Here is a 15,926-nt window from a genome sequence, read left to right as displayed (position 1 = left end):
AATGCAATTAGAAAGGGTTCCCCAAGTCTTTCATGGCGATATAAACTGTTTTGAGCTGGGAATAATGTTCGATTGCCGCCAATCCATTTTCACGACCAATTCCTGATTGTTTATATCCGCCGAAGGGAATTTCCACTGGAGTGATATTAAACGTATTTACCCAGCATATCCCTGCCTGTAACTTGGCCACCATTCGATGAGCCCTTCTCAAATCATTTGTGTAAACGCCTGCCGCAAGACCGAAAGGCGTATTATTAGCGCGTGCTAAAACATCTTTTTCATCTGAAAAAGTTAAAATAGACATCACAGGACCGAAGATTTCTTCCTCCACTATTCTTAACTCATCCTTTGGACTGGCAAAGATAGTAGGTGCTATAAAATAGCCACCTTCACAACCTGCAACCTCAACTTGATTCCCACCGCAAATCAGCTCCGCTCCCTGTTCCTTTCCTAATGAGATATAACTCATGACTTTTTCGAAATGATTCTTATTGATCATCGCTCCTACATGAGTAGCAGGATCAGCTGTATCTCCAACTTTCAATTTTTTGGTCCGTGCTACCAGTATTTCAAGGAATTTTTCACGAATGGAAGAATGCACAAATACGCGGGTCCCATTACTGCAAATCTCACCCTGTGTATAAAAATTACCCAGTAAAACGCCATTTACTGCTTCCTCAAGATCTGCATCTTCAAATACAATTATTGGAGATTTGCCACCTAGCTCCAACGTGACATGCTTAAGCGTAGCTGCCGCAGCTGCCATCACTTTCTTACCAGTTCCTACTTCTCCGGTAATGGATACTTTAGCAATTTCCGGATGCGAGGTCATCATTTGCCCTATCTCAGCATCACCTTGCACTACATTGAAAACACCATCAGGCAATCCAGCTTCTTTGAAAACTTCTGCAAGTTTAAAAGCAGTCACAGGTGTAAGTTCTGCCGGCTTGAAGATCATCACATTCCCACAAGCTAAGGCAGGGGCAGATTTCCAACAAGCAATCTGAAGTGGGTAATTCCAAGCTCCGATGCCTGCACAAATACCCAGCGGCTCTCTACGCGTATAGGCAAAATCACCCCCCAATTCAATATGCTCACCGTGCATAGAAGAGGCAATACCTGCATAATATTCCAGACAATCCGCTCCTGAAACCACATCTACTTCTAGCGCTTCACGAATCGGCTTACCTGCATCCTGCGATTCAAGTAGGGCCAATTCATCATTTTTTTCACGTAAAAGTCGAGAAGCCTTATGTAAAATCCTTCCGCGCTCGGTTGGGGACATGACAGACCAAACCTCAAATCCTTGCTTAGCGGATTCTATAGTTTTCTCAAAATCCTCAGCAGAGGCACTGCTAACTTCATTTAGAACTTTCCCAGTAGCGGGATTGTAGTTATTAAACTTTTTGCCTGAACCTCGAACTGGCTTGTTACCAATAAATAATGGAATGCTATGCATGAATAAGGTCTATGGATTAGAATGGAGGAGTGAATAAGTATCCCAATTGTATCTTGCGGGCATCACTTCAGAAGAAATCAACTCAGCTCCAAATGTAAATTTATTCTAATAGTTTGTACCCCAAACTCTAATACCGAGCTCGGGTACGTTTGTTAAATGGTGAGATAAGAGATCATTAGTCCGAAGACTTTGTAAAGCATCTAAAATGAACCTTATGAGTACTTCCTTTTTTGGTCTTGAATGATGCCACATAATTATTGTACATCGAAAAGGCTCCCTTTTATTGTTCAAGATGGCTTTATAAATTCATTTTAATCTCTATCCCGATAAGCAAATAAACCAAGCTTTCTGAGGATTGAAATTAAGAAGGTTACAAATGCTGGACTTCGTATTTCCTAAGCAAATCATAAACCTGATTCTTGAATATTGTAACTTTCTCCTCGTACACTTCTGGATCATCAAACATGGAGAGGTAATAATATGCCCCCTCTACAACTACGAAAATCTGCTCGGCTAGAAGTTCGGTATCCTTCCCGTGTAAAGTTTCGTCTCTATCGAGTATGGCTTTCAGATTTTCTCTCAATTTTTCATGCAGAACACGATACTCATCTTTGATTCTCTTATTTCTAAAGATCAAACTGAAACAACTGTAAAAGACACCATCGTCTAAAAGCAAATTCCAATCTCTGGAGAAAAGCCGATCGACAAAGGTGTGTGGATCAGCATAATTTTGAATTTCAAGTTCCTCAAGCATGGGCTGATAGATCATCAGCATTTGTTCCAAGATGAATGAAATCAAATTTGAAATCAGAATCTCGCGAGTAGGAAAGTAATGCATGATCAAACTAGGTGGCATGCCAAGGTGCTTTCCTATTTTAGCAATCGACGTGTTTTCCAGACCATTTTGTTTTGATAACTCATAAAACCCACCAATTATCTCTTTCTTTCTTTCATCCGAAATCTTGTTACTCATATTAATAAAGTGTTAAAAGAAAGTTAATAGGACTAATATAGTTGTAAAATTCGTTGGAAACCCAAAAATCAATATATAATATTGAATGAGCGTTCAATTTATGCTTTTAAAATCAATTGTAAAAATAATCTTTTAAATGTTTAATAGCTCGAGTTAAAATTTGGAGGCAGCTTAAAGCCCCAAATATCCGTTCCAAATAAAGCACTCAAATGAAAAGAAGAAAGTTTTTAGCCCGTGGAGCCACTCTTGCTATGGGAGTGACTGCTCCAATAGCAGCAGCGAAAGCCTCCGAAAAAGCCACTTCAAGATCTCCAATACTCACGATTGCGCATATCACAGACGTTCACATCCGACCAGAAGAAAATATTCCCAACAGAGCAATTGACTGGCTCAGGGTAGTTAAGATCCATAAGCCAGATTTTTATTTAAATGGTGGTGATAGCATACACGATGCATCGTATGACGAGGTATCGCGAGAGCGGACACTAGAGCAATGGGAAGCTTGGGATCAGTTTAGAGCGGAGATCAAAGATTCGAAAGTCTATAGCTGTATCGGAAATCATGATCCCTGGTGGGATGCTCCGGCAAAAGAAGATGAAATGTACGGTAAACCCTACGTAGTTAGGCGGTTGAATATACCTGCTCCCTATTACAGTTTTGATGAAAAAGGCTGGCATTTTATTATCCTGGATGGTAATCATGAAGGGATTAGCTTGGGTGAAGAGCAGATGAAATGGTTAGAAGATGACCTTGCCAGTTTGCCTAGCAATACCCCGACGCTTATCATGTCGCATTTCCCCATTACGTCTATTACCAATGCTTTGGTAGGCGGGCAGCATAGTGACCATAAGGAATTGAAAACTCTTTTCTACAAGCACAAAGACAAAGTACGTGTCTGCCTTAGCGGTCATCAGCACCTGTTAGACAGGGCCTGGTACAACGACGTACACTATTTCTGCAATGGCGCTTTGAGCGGTTTTTGGTGGGGTGACGGAGATGATCAGTCTGCTGGAAAGCAATACTATTTGGAGACTCCTCCGGGTTTTGCTATTCTCAAACTTTATTCGGATGGAACTGTAGAAAATGAATATTTCCCGATGGTGTAACACCCCTGCATATCTATGTTTGCCAAGAGCCACCAACTTTATGGTGGCTTTTCCTTTCTATCCTTTGCATACCAAAAATAACCATCTACATAATTTGAAGAACTCTCAATGTGTGCATGCCAAAATATAGTGTTTTGGCTAGATAATATATAACTATATGTGGCCCAACATCATGCTATAATCCTCTCCAATTCCAAATCACTCTTCGTGTTATTGTAGCTTTTCGTAAATGTGAATATTAGGGTTTCAGTGTTAATCAAGTATTATAATATGATTATTAGGAATAAAATTCCTTTGATTGAAAGAAATCAATATTTAATATTGAATGAATGTTCAATAAAATTTTGTACTTTCAATTGATTTTGAAAGAGAATTATAACTGAATAAACCTTACTCAATTCACTATTTTATGAGAGAAATTTTACAAACGTCTGCATTTTGGAACAGGCTAAGCAAAGGGTTAGGACTGCTAGTTCTGATGGTCTTTGCCATCTGTTTTGAATCACTTGCTCAAGGGGAAGTGAAAGGAAAAGTGACCGACAGGTCAGGTCTGGGCATGCCCGGAGTTTCAGTACTGGTAAAGGGAACACAAAAAGGAACTATTACAGATCTCGATGGATCTTATAGCATAGTTATTACTTCTGAAGACGCCGTTTTAGTTTATTCATTCATCGGATACGAATCCATAGAAAGACCTGTTGCTGGATTATCAGTAATAGATATAGAGATGAAAGAATCGGACACACTACTTGAGCAGGTCGTAGTCGTCGGATATGGTACTCAGAAAAAAGTAAACGTCACTGGAGCTGTAGATCAACTAGCAGGAGAAGATATTGCTAAGCGTCCAATTGCAAATGTAGTCCAGGGCCTTCAGGGCATGAGCCCAGGCCTGAATATCACATATCAAGGAGGAAAGCCCGGTACAGTCCCAAATATTAATATTAGAGGTTTTACCTCAATCAATGGTGGTGGACCACTAATTGTCATCGATGGGATCCCAGGAAATGAAAGCGATTTATTAAGGCTAAGTCCTTCTGATATAGAGTCTTACTCCGTATTGAGAGACGCAGCATCTGCAGCTATCTACGGAGCAAGAGCTGCCTTTGGTGTGATACTGATCACAACAAAGAATGGTACTGAAGGCAATCAAAAAATTTCCTACAACAGCTTTTTTGCTTGGGGAAAACCTTCCGTTCTACCTGAGCCAGTGACTGATCCATACATCTATACACGAGTGCTGGAAACATCTACCAACAACACTCCTTGGGACTATGTGAACTACACAGATGCGCAATACCAATGGGCTAAAGAACGCTCAGAAGATCCAAGTATCGAAGACACTAGGCTAGACCCTATCAACCCTGATCTGTGGGCTTACATGGGTAGCAACAATTGGAATGAATACTTTTTCAATCCTTCTAGTTTTTCGACCAATCAAAGTCTTTCTATCAGTGGTAAATCTTCGGGTAAAATGCCAATTGGATATTACGTTTCTGGCGATTACACCAAAGAAAATGGCCTGAATAAACTTGCTCCGGATTACTGGGATCGCTATTCCCTGAGAGCAAAGATAAATATGAAGCCTATGCCATGGCTGACTGTTGACAACAACTTGAATATCTACCAAACCGAACGTGCAGATCCTTCTACAGATATTACAGACATCTATTATTTACAACCTACAGATGTAGCTGTCAACCCAGATGAAACTTGGGCAAACACTAGTGCAGGACGATTGGCCGCTAGACTAGTAGACGGAGGTAGAAATCAGGAAGACATGATTGGTTTTCAGAATATCATTCAGGCAACAGCCTCCTTTATGGATGGTGACTTGACTTTTACAGGTCGAGGTAGTTTCAAAAGAGAGCAGTGGAAGTATCACTGGGATCAGAGAAAATTTAATATTGGATTTGGACCAGATGACGTCAGAACTGAAGGAGGAGCAGGTTCTGTGATCGAAAGAAATGGAACACTAATCGGTACGATTTTCGATCTTTTCGGTAAGTATTCCAAAACTCTAGGAGATCATAAATTCGATCTACTGGCAGGTTTTAATCAGGAAAATTATGAATACTCAACCATTCAGGCGGAAAGAAGAGTCCTCATTTCATCCTCTCTCCCTTACATTGGCTTGACAACAGGAGACGCGTTTGTCACTCCATCTTATAGCACCTACGCTTTACGAAGTGGTTTTGGAAGAATTAATTACTCATTCAAAAACCGATATATTCTTGAAATCAACGGTAGATATGATGGTTCTTCAAGATTCCCGAGTGATAATCGCTGGGGCTTCTTTCCATCTGTCTCAGGCTCTTGGCTGGTAATGGATGAGGATTTTTTCTCAGGTTTGACCAGTGTGGTTTCTACGTTTAAAGTTAGGGCATCTTACGGTAGTCTAGGAAACCAAAATGTATCCAACTTTGGCTATATCCAGAGTTTACCTACGGGACTTTCTAGCTACCTGATCAATGGGAACAGACAAACTGTAATCACCTCATCTCCTTCATTGGCAGTTGATCCTACTAATTATACCTGGGAAAAAGTAATCACAAATAATGTCGGTTTGGATTTCGGAATGTTGGGTGATCGAATAAGCGGTACCTTTGATTATTTCATTAGAGATACCAAAGGAATGTTAACTGATCCCGTGGAATTACCTGCTGTACTTGGAACCAGCCCTCCAAAGCAAAATGCAGCTGACCTGAGAACAAAAGGCTTTGAGCTTTCTTTGGGATACAGAGACCAAGTAGGCAACTCTTCCAACCCGGTCAAATTTGGAATAAGAGCAATCCTTTCTGACTCCAAATCTTTCATCACCAGTTTTCAAAACGAAAACCAACTGTTCTCAAATTACAGAGTTGGTCAGCAAATCGGTGAGATTTGGGGATTAGTAAATGATGGGATCATGGAAAACGAAGACCAAATCGCTGCCTTGGACCAATCAGCAATTGTTCCCTGGGGGGCAATTTCCGTAGTTCCAGGCTGGCCAAAGTATAAAGATCTTAATGGAGATGGTAAAATAGAGCGTGGACAAACTGCTGAGGACCCAAAAGATTTGACACTGATAGGCAACACCAGTGCGAGATACCGCTATGGTTTCAATCTTGATATGAGCTTCAGTGGCTTTGACCTTTCAGTATTCCTTCAAGGTGTGGGCAAACGAGATTATTACCCAAGACACTACCTCTTCTGGGGACCTTATCAACAACCTTATGCTAACGTTTATCCTTGGAACCTCGACTTCTATAGAGGCTCAGCCGATAGCGATGCATTGATGGCACAGCATTCCCAGTCTTATATTGATGCTGGATTAGCTGAACAAAATCTAGATGCCGAGTACCCTGTTCTTCAGGCTTGGCTTGCAGATAACAACTACGGTTCAGGTTTGGATATTTCCCAGACGAGATACCTTCAGAATGCAGCTTACCTGCGAGTAAAAAACATCACGCTGGGCTACACTTTCCCTGCTCCTGTATTGGAAAAATTGAAGGTTAGCAGAATCAGACTATTCGTATCTGGTGAGAATATTTTTGAATTCTCTCCAATCAAGAATTTTGTAGATCCTGAAGCAATCAATGACGGATACGGATGGGCTTACCCATTCCAGAGAAAATTCTCATTTGGAGTTAATGTTGATTTGTAATTAAGAAATGAAGAGAATCATGAAATCAAGCATGACAAAAGCATCTCACAGAGACCTGATTGTCAACTATGCCAGATTTCATGTGATCAAAAAATTCAATAATAAACACATGAAAAAATATATCGTTTTAATAGGTGCAGTCATGGCTTTGTCATCCTGCAACGATGATTTTCTAGATAGATATCCACAGACATCTGTGGCCCCTGAAGAATTTTTCAAGTCTGAAGAAGATCTAGAACTCTATGTAAATGGTCTACTCACCATGCCTGGACCAGGCAGCTACCAAAGTGACCAAAGCAGTGATAACATGGCAACTACCGGCGCCGTGGAAATCAAAAACATCATAACTGGAAATCCAACTTCCCAAACAATTACGGGGGGATGGAATTGGGGCACATTGAGAAACATAAATTATTTCCTTGATAATTATGAGAAAGCTCAGGCTTCTGAAGAGGCTATTGCACACTACGTAGGCTTAGCCAGATATTACCGAGCTATGTTTTACTTCGGTATGGTAAAAAGGTATTCTGATGTACCATGGTATGAGAACACCCTTGATCCAAGTGACCAAGAGCAACTTTACAAGGGTCGTGATTCCAGAGAGATGGTGATGACTAATGTAATGGCAGATTTGGATTATGCAGTAAGCCATGTAAGAGAATCTGTCCCTACCGGAACACCTAGCCTATCAGCAGTAAAAGCCTTTTATTCTCGTCTGGCACTTTACGAAGGAACCTATAGAAAATATCACAGTGAGTTAGGGTTAGAAGCTTCTTCGGCTACATTATTGCAAAAAGCCAGAGATCTCGCCAAGGAACTGATGGATTCTGGTAAGTTTTCTATTTACTCCACGGGGAACCCAGAAAACGATTACGCTAAATTGTTCACCAGTCAGGATCTAATGGGTAACCCAGAAGTGATACTTGTAAATCCTTATGATGCAAACAAAGATCGTGGGTCGAATGTAAATACAGGAGTATTCGGTGACTATGAGCAATCTCCATCTAGAGATTTGGTTATGAGTTATTTGATGAAAGATGGTTCGTATTATTCCTCAGTACCTAATCACATGCAGCTTGGGTTTGTAGAGGAATTTAAAGATCGAGATCCACGAATGATGCAGACTTTGGTGTATCCAGGTTGGATTCGTGAGCCAAATTCAACTCCCTATATTCAAAATTTGAATAAGAACTTTACTGGATATCACCAGATAAAAGGATACCAAAACACAACGGACAACATTGCGATATCAAGCGCAGATTTTCCTGTTTATCGGTATGCGGAAGTTTTGCTAACATACGCAGAGGCAAAAGTCGAGATGAATGAATTAACTCAAGCTGACCTCGATATGACAGTCAATGTATTAAGACAAAGAGCCGGAATGCCTGATTTGATTATGACTGATGCCAATATGTCTCCTGATCCATTTCTGGTTCAGAAGTATCCAAATGTAGGAGGATCCAATCTTGGAGTTCTTTTGGAAATCAGAAGAGAAAGAAGAATTGAGTTTGCAGTGGAAGGATATAGATACGATGACTTAATGAGATGGTCAGCTGGCAAATTATTCGAAAATATTCCTCAGGGCATGTACTTCGCTGGCTTAGGTAAGTATGATTTGACAGGCGATGGCATTGAAGATGTGATCTTGGTAGGTAAAGACACGAATATCCCTGTGGGAGATGAAAAGGAGAAAAATAGCCTCGGAGTAACTCTGGTTTATTACAAAGCAGGTACTATCGATGAGAATGTTGATGTGTTCTTGGAGAATGGAGAAGCTGGCGGAATGATGGTGACTGAAACAAAAGCCAGAACTTTTGAGGAACCAAAATACTATTATCGTCCAATTCCGATTCAGCAAGTGACTTTGAATCCAAATTTGAATCAGATTTTTGGCTGGAATTAAATTACAACTCTGAAATTCGAAGGTGGCTTGACTCTAACAGTCAGGCCACTTTCATATGTAGGAAACATATATTAAAAATATAAATCAAGAATGAAAAGAATTCTAATCGTCGCTTCACTGATTCTACTGGTGGCTCAAGGATGTACTCAAAAAAACACCAAAAAGGTACTATTCGTCATATTGGATGGAATTCCCGCAGATGTGCTAGACACAGTACCTACTCCAAATATAGATAAGATTAGCGCTATAGGTGGGTTCACCAAAGCAAGTATGGGAGGCGAAGTAGGTGGATACTCGCAGACGCCTACTATTTCAGCAGTTGGATATAATTCACTATTAACAGGCGTCTGGGCAAACAAACATAATGTCTGGGGAAATAGTATTAAGGCGCCGAATTATAACTACTGGACTATTTTTAGGATGCTAAAAGAGGCTGCCCCAACAAAAAAAACAGCAATTTTCTCTACTTGGTTAGACAATAGGACCAAGCTGGTTGGAGCAAATTTACCGGAAACTGAAAGCTTTGTTTTCGACTATTATTTTGATGGGATGGAACTGGATACCTTGAATTTCCCACATGGTGATGACAGAATTTATATCCATAAAATCGATGAAGCTGTATCCAAAGAAGCTGCCCGTTACATCTCTGCGGAAGCTCCAGATTTATCATGGATGTACCTGGAATATTCCGATGATATGGGACATGGCTTTGGCAACAGTCCTGAAATGATCGATGGAGTCAAAAAAGCGGATGTTCAAATCGGACGTGTGTGGGACGCTATTCAATATAGGGAGGATACCTTCGGTGAAGATTGGCTGATAGTCATCACTACAGATCACGGAAGAACGGATGATGGGTTTGGTCATGGCGGCCATAGTGCCAGAGAGCGTGCTACATGGATAGTCACCAATTCAAAAAACACCAATTCCCATTTCCAGGAAACACCAGAAATGGTGGATATCCTGCCTTCTATGGCAAGTCATCTAGAGCTCAGTATTCCAAAGAAAATAGCAATGGAATTGGATGGCACTCCTTTCATAGGTCCAGTGGATGCAAGTGACCTAAAAGCTGAATTGAAAAATGGGGAGATCTCAATGAGCTGGAAATCCCTTTCTGACAGCGAAAAAGGAAGAGTTTGGGTATCGACAACCAACAATTTCAAGACTGGTGGCTTGGATAATTATTGGCTAGTTGGGGATGTGGATTTAAACGATGAGAAAAAGACATTTTCCCTCAATGGAACCCAGTCGGAGATATTCAAAGTGGTGCTGGAAACTCCCTCTGGCTATCTGAACTATTGGATAATGAACTGAACAATTAATACGATCTAATCCAGTAAAAAGGGGTTAATCTAGCTAGATTAACCCCTTTTTGGATTTTTTACAGAAGTTCCAATTAATCCAAAATCACTTTTTCCCGCTTAGGGTATTTCACCTCATACTGGAATTTGAGCTCTTGCTGGGCACCAGGCTGAAGCGTTATTGTCCAAGTCATTATTCCTGTATTCGCATCTAGTTTTCCCCCTGAAAGATTTAAGGCTTCTACAGAAATATCTGAATTTACAGAAACAGGAATCTGGTCTTCCACATTGAGTGTCACAGCTTGAGACTTATTGTTTTTCACGGTAATTACGTACTCTCGACTTTCAGTGATATTGGAGCCTATTGCTCTCTTTTTGGAGAATTCATCGTTTTTATCCCGCTGGATCACAATACTCCTATCCCGTCCCATGGAAATCTCCAGCGTGTCTTGAAGGGAAGAACCATTAAGAATGGAACGGCCTACAAAACCATCTTCAAAGTACAAATTGCTTTCTCCTTCCAGCAGACTGTATTGACTCCAGTCTGCAATCTCAGCGATCAAGAAGGCATCGTTATCAAGCTTTGGAACAACTGAATAACTGTAGGAAGCATCGACTTGGTAGTTTTTCAAATCAACCAATGTTTTCTCACCATTGGATTTGATCGAGTAAGGCTCAGCAACTTCTATTTCTACAGTAGTTTGGTTTTCTACTACGGAAGTCTCCAGCGCTTGAGCTGGGGAAGAATTCAGGGAACTAGTACCTCTAATTTTAACACCCGAAACCTTGCCTTCTAAAGCTTTCTTATTTTGAGTTCCATACCCTACAACAACTATCTCTTCCAGAGCCATAGTATCTTCTTGAAGAGAAATATTCACTCTAGAGGAATTAATCGCTATATCTCTAGGCTGATAACCAATAAAAGACACACTTAATTGACTAGCCCCAGAAGGTAAGGTTAGAGAGTAATTGCCATCTATATCGGTTACTGTTCCTATGGTTGTGCCCCGCACCATCACAGTTGCACCCGGAATTCCTTCTCCGTTCATCGCATCAACAACTTTCCCAGAAACTGAACCGAAGTTTTGACTTCTAGGATTGAAAGTGGTCAATCTGGCAAAATTCAACTCCCATTTTTCTAAATCAGGTATTTGACCACCTTGATTTGGATTGCCATTAGAAAACCTCAGTTTGACATCCTTCCAATCCACACCTGTATTTTGATAAACCTCAGCTTTGTAAGTCAGCGAGAGAGGAGAACTCACATCTTTCACCCGCACATCGTATTTCGGATACCATCCTGCATTGGCGACGAGGTAGTTGATTTCCAAAGTGGCGCTTCCTGCTCTTTCAGCTTTTACTCGGATTCTGATTTCGGAAGTAGACTCATTGGCAGATTCTTGCATAGCAGCTATCTGATTACTTAGCCTATTCATTTCTTCATTTTCCTTTTGAAGATTCGCCTGGATTTTCAATTCCTCCGTCTTGATTTTCATCAACTCGGCATCGTAAAAATCCATCGCCTGCTTTAACTCTGTCAGGCTAGCTCCATTCTGAGTTCCTCCGATATTCTTATTGGCATTTAGCAGACTGGACTTTTCTTTCAAAACTTCCAGACGGGCCATTTCAATGCTTTGATTTCTTTGAATAGCCAAAATAGAGTCCTGAAGCGTCTTCACTTTTTCACCTGTCTTTTGCTCAGATAAATAGTCTAATCGCTTATTAACTGCCTGAATCGTAAAATCTCCCATTCCTTTGACCTGAATACTTTTTTCATCCACATAGGGAGAAAGTCCCTTGATCAAAATAAATGACTCCCCGGCCGAGATCTGTCCACTGGACGTTTCAAAAACTTGTGCTCCAGAAAGGAATACGGTGACTTCTTGAATCTCAGATTTAAAGGTTGATTCTTTGATTTCCTGAGTGTAACTGAAAAAAGAAATTAAACAAAATGTGAGTAAAAAGGATAGTTTTTGCATGCATCGTGGGGTTGAACTATTAAATAAGTAAAAATTAAACGATAAATGAAATTCAGGGTTCAACTATCAAAAGTTAAGATTTCAAAACAATGAGGTCCTACACCAAACACGATACTGGTTAAGTGAAAAAATACCATAAAAAAAGCCCGACTAATTCAATTAATCGGGCCTCATGCTTATTAAGCTGTTTGTCCAGCGTGTTTTCCTTCTCGGAATTCCTCCACCATTTTTTTATTGAATGCAGGCAAGTCTTTAGGGCTTCTTGAAGTGACTAAACCGCTATCCACGACCACTTCTTCATCTACCCAATGCGCTCCTGAATTTTCTAAGTCTTTTCTTATTGATGCGAATGAAGTCAATGTACGACCATTTGTTACTTCAGCTTCTATGAGCATTTGTGGTCCATGGCAGATTGCCGCCACCGGTTTATGATCTTCAAAAAAGCTCTTGACAAAATTCACAGAAGTCATATCCCTCCTCAACAAGTCAGGATTGATCACGCCTCCAGGAATCAATAGGGAATCAAAGTCAGTGGCACTCACTTGATCTACCCTAGCATCAACTTTGATTGATTCACTCCAGTTTCCATTTTTCCAACCTTTGATTTCGTCATTCTCTGGAGATATTATTAAGACCTCGGCACCTTCTTTTTCAAGCGTTCGCTTTGGTTCCATCAGTTCTGATTCTTCAAATCCATTTGTAGCAAGTATAGCTACTCTTATATCTTTTAATAAACTCATTATGCTAGTTGGTTAAGTTGACAATTACTTTCTCTTATAGAAAGTAGCTTCGGTTTGGAAGCACTTATATAAGAACCAATAATGTTCCAAAAAAGAGAAACCCGTCTATGAGTAAGATAGACGGGTTTTCCTATAAATAGCAATTGGGAAAGTTCCACGATATGAGAAATGAACGCACATATCGGGAAGAATCAGACTTGGGATTACATCTGATTATTGGAAATCCAAATAACTTTTGCTTAACCATTTTTCCTCCAAACTCATCTTGCACCAACCATTCAATTCCTTGGAAATGAAGACTTCCTCAGATTTCATAAGATTATCTACACTATGATACTCAGTTCCTGGTCCACTTCTCACACGAAGTACGTTCGCATTGACGGTAGCTCTTTTTACTTCAGAAGTGTATCTTCCAAAGACCCAATGAGACTGACTATTTGAGATTTTTAGCCATCCATTTGACTCCTCATATATTCTTAGAATAGAGCCCAGTTGAGCAGCTTCTCGATCTGGATCCTTGGAAGAAGAACCATTTGGCGCGGTTCGTACATTAAGTATATTAGCTGTCACTGCTACATATTTTTCAATAGCAGGTGGAGCAATGGTTTGGTGGGACCCTTGAATCGCCTGTTCTACAAATGGAAGGAAAAAAGACGTACAGTCTTCTACTTTATTTCCACCAAAGAAATTTGAACCCGGACAAGATTTATTGCCACCGGTTCCATTATTCCTATTCCCAGTACTAAGTTCAAACCAGTGATGATAAATGATACTAAATGTATTTACGGGCAATCTAAATTTATCGCAAAGAACTGCAGTCATCTGTATTATAGCGTCTCTGTGCTCATTTGTCATGGCATCACCATCTTTATCAAAATTACCAAGGTGTTCGATACAAATGGAATCACGATTAGCTCCAAAAATACATGCTGGAGTGGCTTCCAAGGACCTTCCGGTAACAATAGTGCCATCTGGAAAAGTCGTAAAATGCTGCCCTATATCACTCCATCCATTATTTCGTACATGATGGTTTTTCATGGCTAATTGCCTGTCAAAATGATTTCTACCATTGAAGTGTGTGTAGTTTGGACTCCAGGTATGATGCTGTTGAATAGTGATAATGGTTCGAGCAATTCGCTGGGAATGAATCCAAGGGATAAATTCAGCAATGCTCATTTTCAAAAATCCATTTTTGCTTTCCATGATTTATATAGGTTAAAAGTTAAAATTCAGATTATGATTATCCGCAATGATGCCAGTCACCTTAGATTCTTTGCTTGGTTGGCTGGAAGACCGATGACCGAAGACCGAAGCGGCCTCAAAGCTAGGGTATACCATCTATTAAGTCGCTTTTATCTATTTACTGGTAACAAAGCGGATATACATAATTCAGATTATCAATTTAATGAGATTTGCCTAAGCATTGAAAATGAAGAGATTATAATTTTACATTGCTTTTATTCGGGTAGGGTGATAAATTCTTAGAAATTTCACTTTTAGAATCTAATTTCACTTATTTAAAAATCATTAGTTTAAAATGAAATTTGACCAATTTTCATTCAGTAACTTTAAGTCTCTATGAAAGCACTTCTGATCTTCTTATTCGCACTTATCAGTCTTTCAAAGGGTCTTTATGCCCAAAATGATTACAAAGCCTCTATTTTAGAATTTCAGCAGAAACTAAATGAAGAATTTAAAAATCCTGATGAATCTCCATTATCTCCAGAGGAACAAATAGCCTTTAGAGGACATGATTATTATCCAATAGATGAAAAATATCATGTAATAGCCAAATTCGAAAAGCTGCCTCCACAAAGCTTTTTTCAAATGAAGACAACGGCAAATTCTATCAAAGACTATGACATATATGGTATTGCTACGTTCACGCTGGATGGGGCAGAATACCAACTGAATATATACCAAAGTCATCAGTTGAGAACGGAAAAAAAATACAAGGATTATCTTTTCCTTCCCTTTACAGATCCTACCAATGGAAAAGAAACCTATGGAGGAGGAAGATATATGGACTTAAGGATCCCAGCTGGAAATACAATTGAGCTAGACTTCAATAAAGCCTACAATCCATTCTGCGCCTATGCAGCTGGATATGCCTGCCCAATTCCTCCCAAGGAAAATGATTTGCCTCTGGAAATAGAAGCAGGCGTGATGATGAAGTAAATAGTACAAACATGGGCGGAAAGATATTTCCACCCATATTCATTCCTATTAAATCACCACTTAGGGTGCTCCTTCATGTAATTATCCAAGGAAAATTTCCCTGATCCATAAATCAAGAAAACAGTTAATAAAATCAACACAAGAAGAGATAATTCGAATTCAAGATTATTCGAAACAGAGAGAAAACCTGAATCGATATTTACAAAGAAAACAGCTACCAAAAGGATTGGGATTTGAAATAGGATAGCAAATCGGGTAACTAACCCTAAAGCAATAAGAAAACCTCCAACTAGATGTGCAAAAGCAACGTAATGCGCTAATCCGAGGTTAAAAAATTGAAGATCCTTATTTTTCATAAGATCCATCAGAGCACCTGTATCGGAAATAAAAAGTACTCCTTTGTACATAATAAATAGTCCTAGCACTATGCGGAGGAAATCGATCCATTGAGGATGATGTCTATCTGCCCACGATTCAATTTTTGATAAAGTATTCATGTCATTTTGGGTTTAAGTACTCTAATAAGTTACAAAAAACCGGCTATAATTACTTGAAAAGGAAGTAATTATAGCCGGACATTTCTTTTGTACTTAATCTCTGCACGAAACTATTTGACACAAAAAAGCCCCAACAAATGACTTGCT

At 39.8% G+C, this 15,926-nt stretch carries 11 protein-coding genes; 5 read left to right on the top strand and 6 right to left on the bottom strand.

Annotated features, from left to right (window positions below; translation table 11 throughout):
* Nucleotides 1-7: 7 nt before the first annotated feature.
* Nucleotides 8-1,459: a betaine-aldehyde dehydrogenase gene (gene betB / locus LV83_RS02985; protein WP_111610025.1), complete on the bottom strand. Its 1,452-nt coding sequence runs from the start codon at nt 1,457-1,459 to the stop codon at nt 8-10.
* Nucleotides 1,460-1,829: 370 nt separating this feature from the next.
* On the bottom strand, nt 1,830-2,432 hold the full coding sequence (locus LV83_RS02980; RefSeq protein ID WP_111610024.1) for a TetR family transcriptional regulator: 603 nt from the start codon (nt 2,430-2,432) through the stop codon (nt 1,830-1,832).
* 209 nt (nt 2,433-2,641) lie between these two features.
* On the opposite strand from LV83_RS02980, the gene LV83_RS02975 reads away from it, so the two are divergent.
* From LV83_RS02975 to LV83_RS02960, 4 genes are all read left to right on the top strand, one after another.
* Entirely contained in the window at nt 2,642-3,538 is an 897-nt protein-coding gene (locus LV83_RS02975; RefSeq protein WP_111610023.1) for a metallophosphoesterase family protein, read from the top strand.
* A gap of 409 nt (nt 3,539-3,947) precedes the next feature.
* Nucleotides 3,948-7,181: a SusC/RagA family TonB-linked outer membrane protein gene (locus LV83_RS02970; RefSeq protein ID WP_111610022.1), complete on the top strand. Its 3,234-nt coding sequence runs from the start codon at nt 3,948-3,950 to the stop codon at nt 7,179-7,181.
* A 109-nt stretch (nt 7,182-7,290) separates the two neighbouring features.
* Nucleotides 7,291-9,084 (top strand): RagB/SusD family nutrient uptake outer membrane protein, encoded by a 1,794-nt coding sequence (locus LV83_RS02965; protein WP_111610115.1) that lies wholly within the window; start codon nt 7,291-7,293, stop codon nt 9,082-9,084.
* 90 nt (nt 9,085-9,174) lie between these two features.
* Complete coding sequence (locus tag LV83_RS02960; RefSeq protein ID WP_111610021.1) at nt 9,175-10,398, top strand: alkaline phosphatase family protein; 1,224 nt, start codon at nt 9,175-9,177, stop codon at nt 10,396-10,398.
* An 82-nt stretch (nt 10,399-10,480) separates the two neighbouring features.
* On the opposite strand, the gene LV83_RS02955 is transcribed toward LV83_RS02960, so the two are convergent.
* The 3 genes from LV83_RS02955 to LV83_RS02945 all read right to left on the bottom strand — a co-directional run bounded on the left by LV83_RS02955 (nt 10,481) and on the right by LV83_RS02945 (nt 14,307).
* Nucleotides 10,481-12,364 (bottom strand): mucoidy inhibitor MuiA family protein, encoded by a 1,884-nt coding sequence (locus LV83_RS02955; protein ID WP_111610020.1) that lies wholly within the window; start codon nt 12,362-12,364, stop codon nt 10,481-10,483.
* 179 nt (nt 12,365-12,543) lie between these two features.
* Nucleotides 12,544-13,104 carry a type 1 glutamine amidotransferase domain-containing protein gene (locus tag LV83_RS02950; protein WP_111610019.1) on the bottom strand — a complete coding sequence of 187 codons (561 nt, stop codon included), beginning with the start codon at nt 13,102-13,104 and terminating at the stop codon, nt 12,544-12,546.
* A gap of 213 nt (nt 13,105-13,317) precedes the next feature.
* Entirely contained in the window at nt 13,318-14,307 is a 990-nt protein-coding gene (locus tag LV83_RS02945; protein WP_111610018.1) for an N-acetylmuramoyl-L-alanine amidase, read from the bottom strand.
* 375 nt (nt 14,308-14,682) lie between these two features.
* Between LV83_RS02945 and LV83_RS02940 the strand changes: the two genes are divergently transcribed.
* A complete protein-coding gene (locus LV83_RS02940; RefSeq protein ID WP_111610017.1) occupies nt 14,683-15,282 on the top strand; it encodes a DUF1684 domain-containing protein in 600 nt (199 codons plus the stop codon).
* 53 nt (nt 15,283-15,335) lie between these two features.
* On the opposite strand, the gene LV83_RS02935 is transcribed toward LV83_RS02940, so the two are convergent.
* Nucleotides 15,336-15,779 carry a DoxX family protein gene (locus LV83_RS02935; RefSeq protein ID WP_111610016.1) on the bottom strand — a complete coding sequence of 148 codons (444 nt, stop codon included), beginning with the start codon at nt 15,777-15,779 and terminating at the stop codon, nt 15,336-15,338.
* Between the last annotated feature and the right edge of the window lie 147 nt (nt 15,780-15,926).

Source organism: Algoriphagus yeomjeoni, assembly GCF_003259505.1.
Taxonomy (GTDB): Bacteria; Bacteroidota; Bacteroidia; order Cytophagales; family Cyclobacteriaceae; genus Algoriphagus; species Algoriphagus yeomjeoni.
Note: the sequence above shows the minus strand (reverse complement) of the source record. Positions and strands in the feature narration are given on the sequence as shown.

Excerpts from the sequence above, each read along its gene's own strand:
- betB (WP_111610025.1), bottom strand. The coding sequence starts at position 1,459 with ATGCATAGCATTCCATTATTTATTGGTAACAAGCCAGTTCGAGGTTCA.
- LV83_RS02980 (WP_111610024.1), bottom strand. The coding sequence starts at position 2,432 with ATGAGTAACAAGATTTCGGATGAAAGAAAGAAAGAGATAATTGGTGGG.
- LV83_RS02975 (WP_111610023.1), top strand. The coding sequence starts at position 2,642 with ATGAAAAGAAGAAAGTTTTTAGCCCGTGGAGCCACTCTTGCTATGGGA.
- LV83_RS02970 (WP_111610022.1), top strand. The coding sequence starts at position 3,948 with ATGAGAGAAATTTTACAAACGTCTGCATTTTGGAACAGGCTAAGCAAA.
- LV83_RS02965 (WP_111610115.1), top strand. The coding sequence starts at position 7,291 with ATGAAAAAATATATCGTTTTAATAGGTGCAGTCATGGCTTTGTCATCC.
- LV83_RS02960 (WP_111610021.1), top strand. The coding sequence starts at position 9,175 with ATGAAAAGAATTCTAATCGTCGCTTCACTGATTCTACTGGTGGCTCAA.
- LV83_RS02955 (WP_111610020.1), bottom strand. The coding sequence starts at position 12,364 with ATGCAAAAACTATCCTTTTTACTCACATTTTGTTTAATTTCTTTTTTC.
- LV83_RS02950 (WP_111610019.1), bottom strand. The coding sequence starts at position 13,104 with ATGAGTTTATTAAAAGATATAAGAGTAGCTATACTTGCTACAAATGGA.
- LV83_RS02945 (WP_111610018.1), bottom strand. The coding sequence starts at position 14,307 with ATGGAAAGCAAAAATGGATTTTTGAAAATGAGCATTGCTGAATTTATC.
- LV83_RS02940 (WP_111610017.1), top strand. The coding sequence starts at position 14,683 with ATGAAAGCACTTCTGATCTTCTTATTCGCACTTATCAGTCTTTCAAAG.
- LV83_RS02935 (WP_111610016.1), bottom strand. The coding sequence starts at position 15,779 with ATGAATACTTTATCAAAAATTGAATCGTGGGCAGATAGACATCATCCT.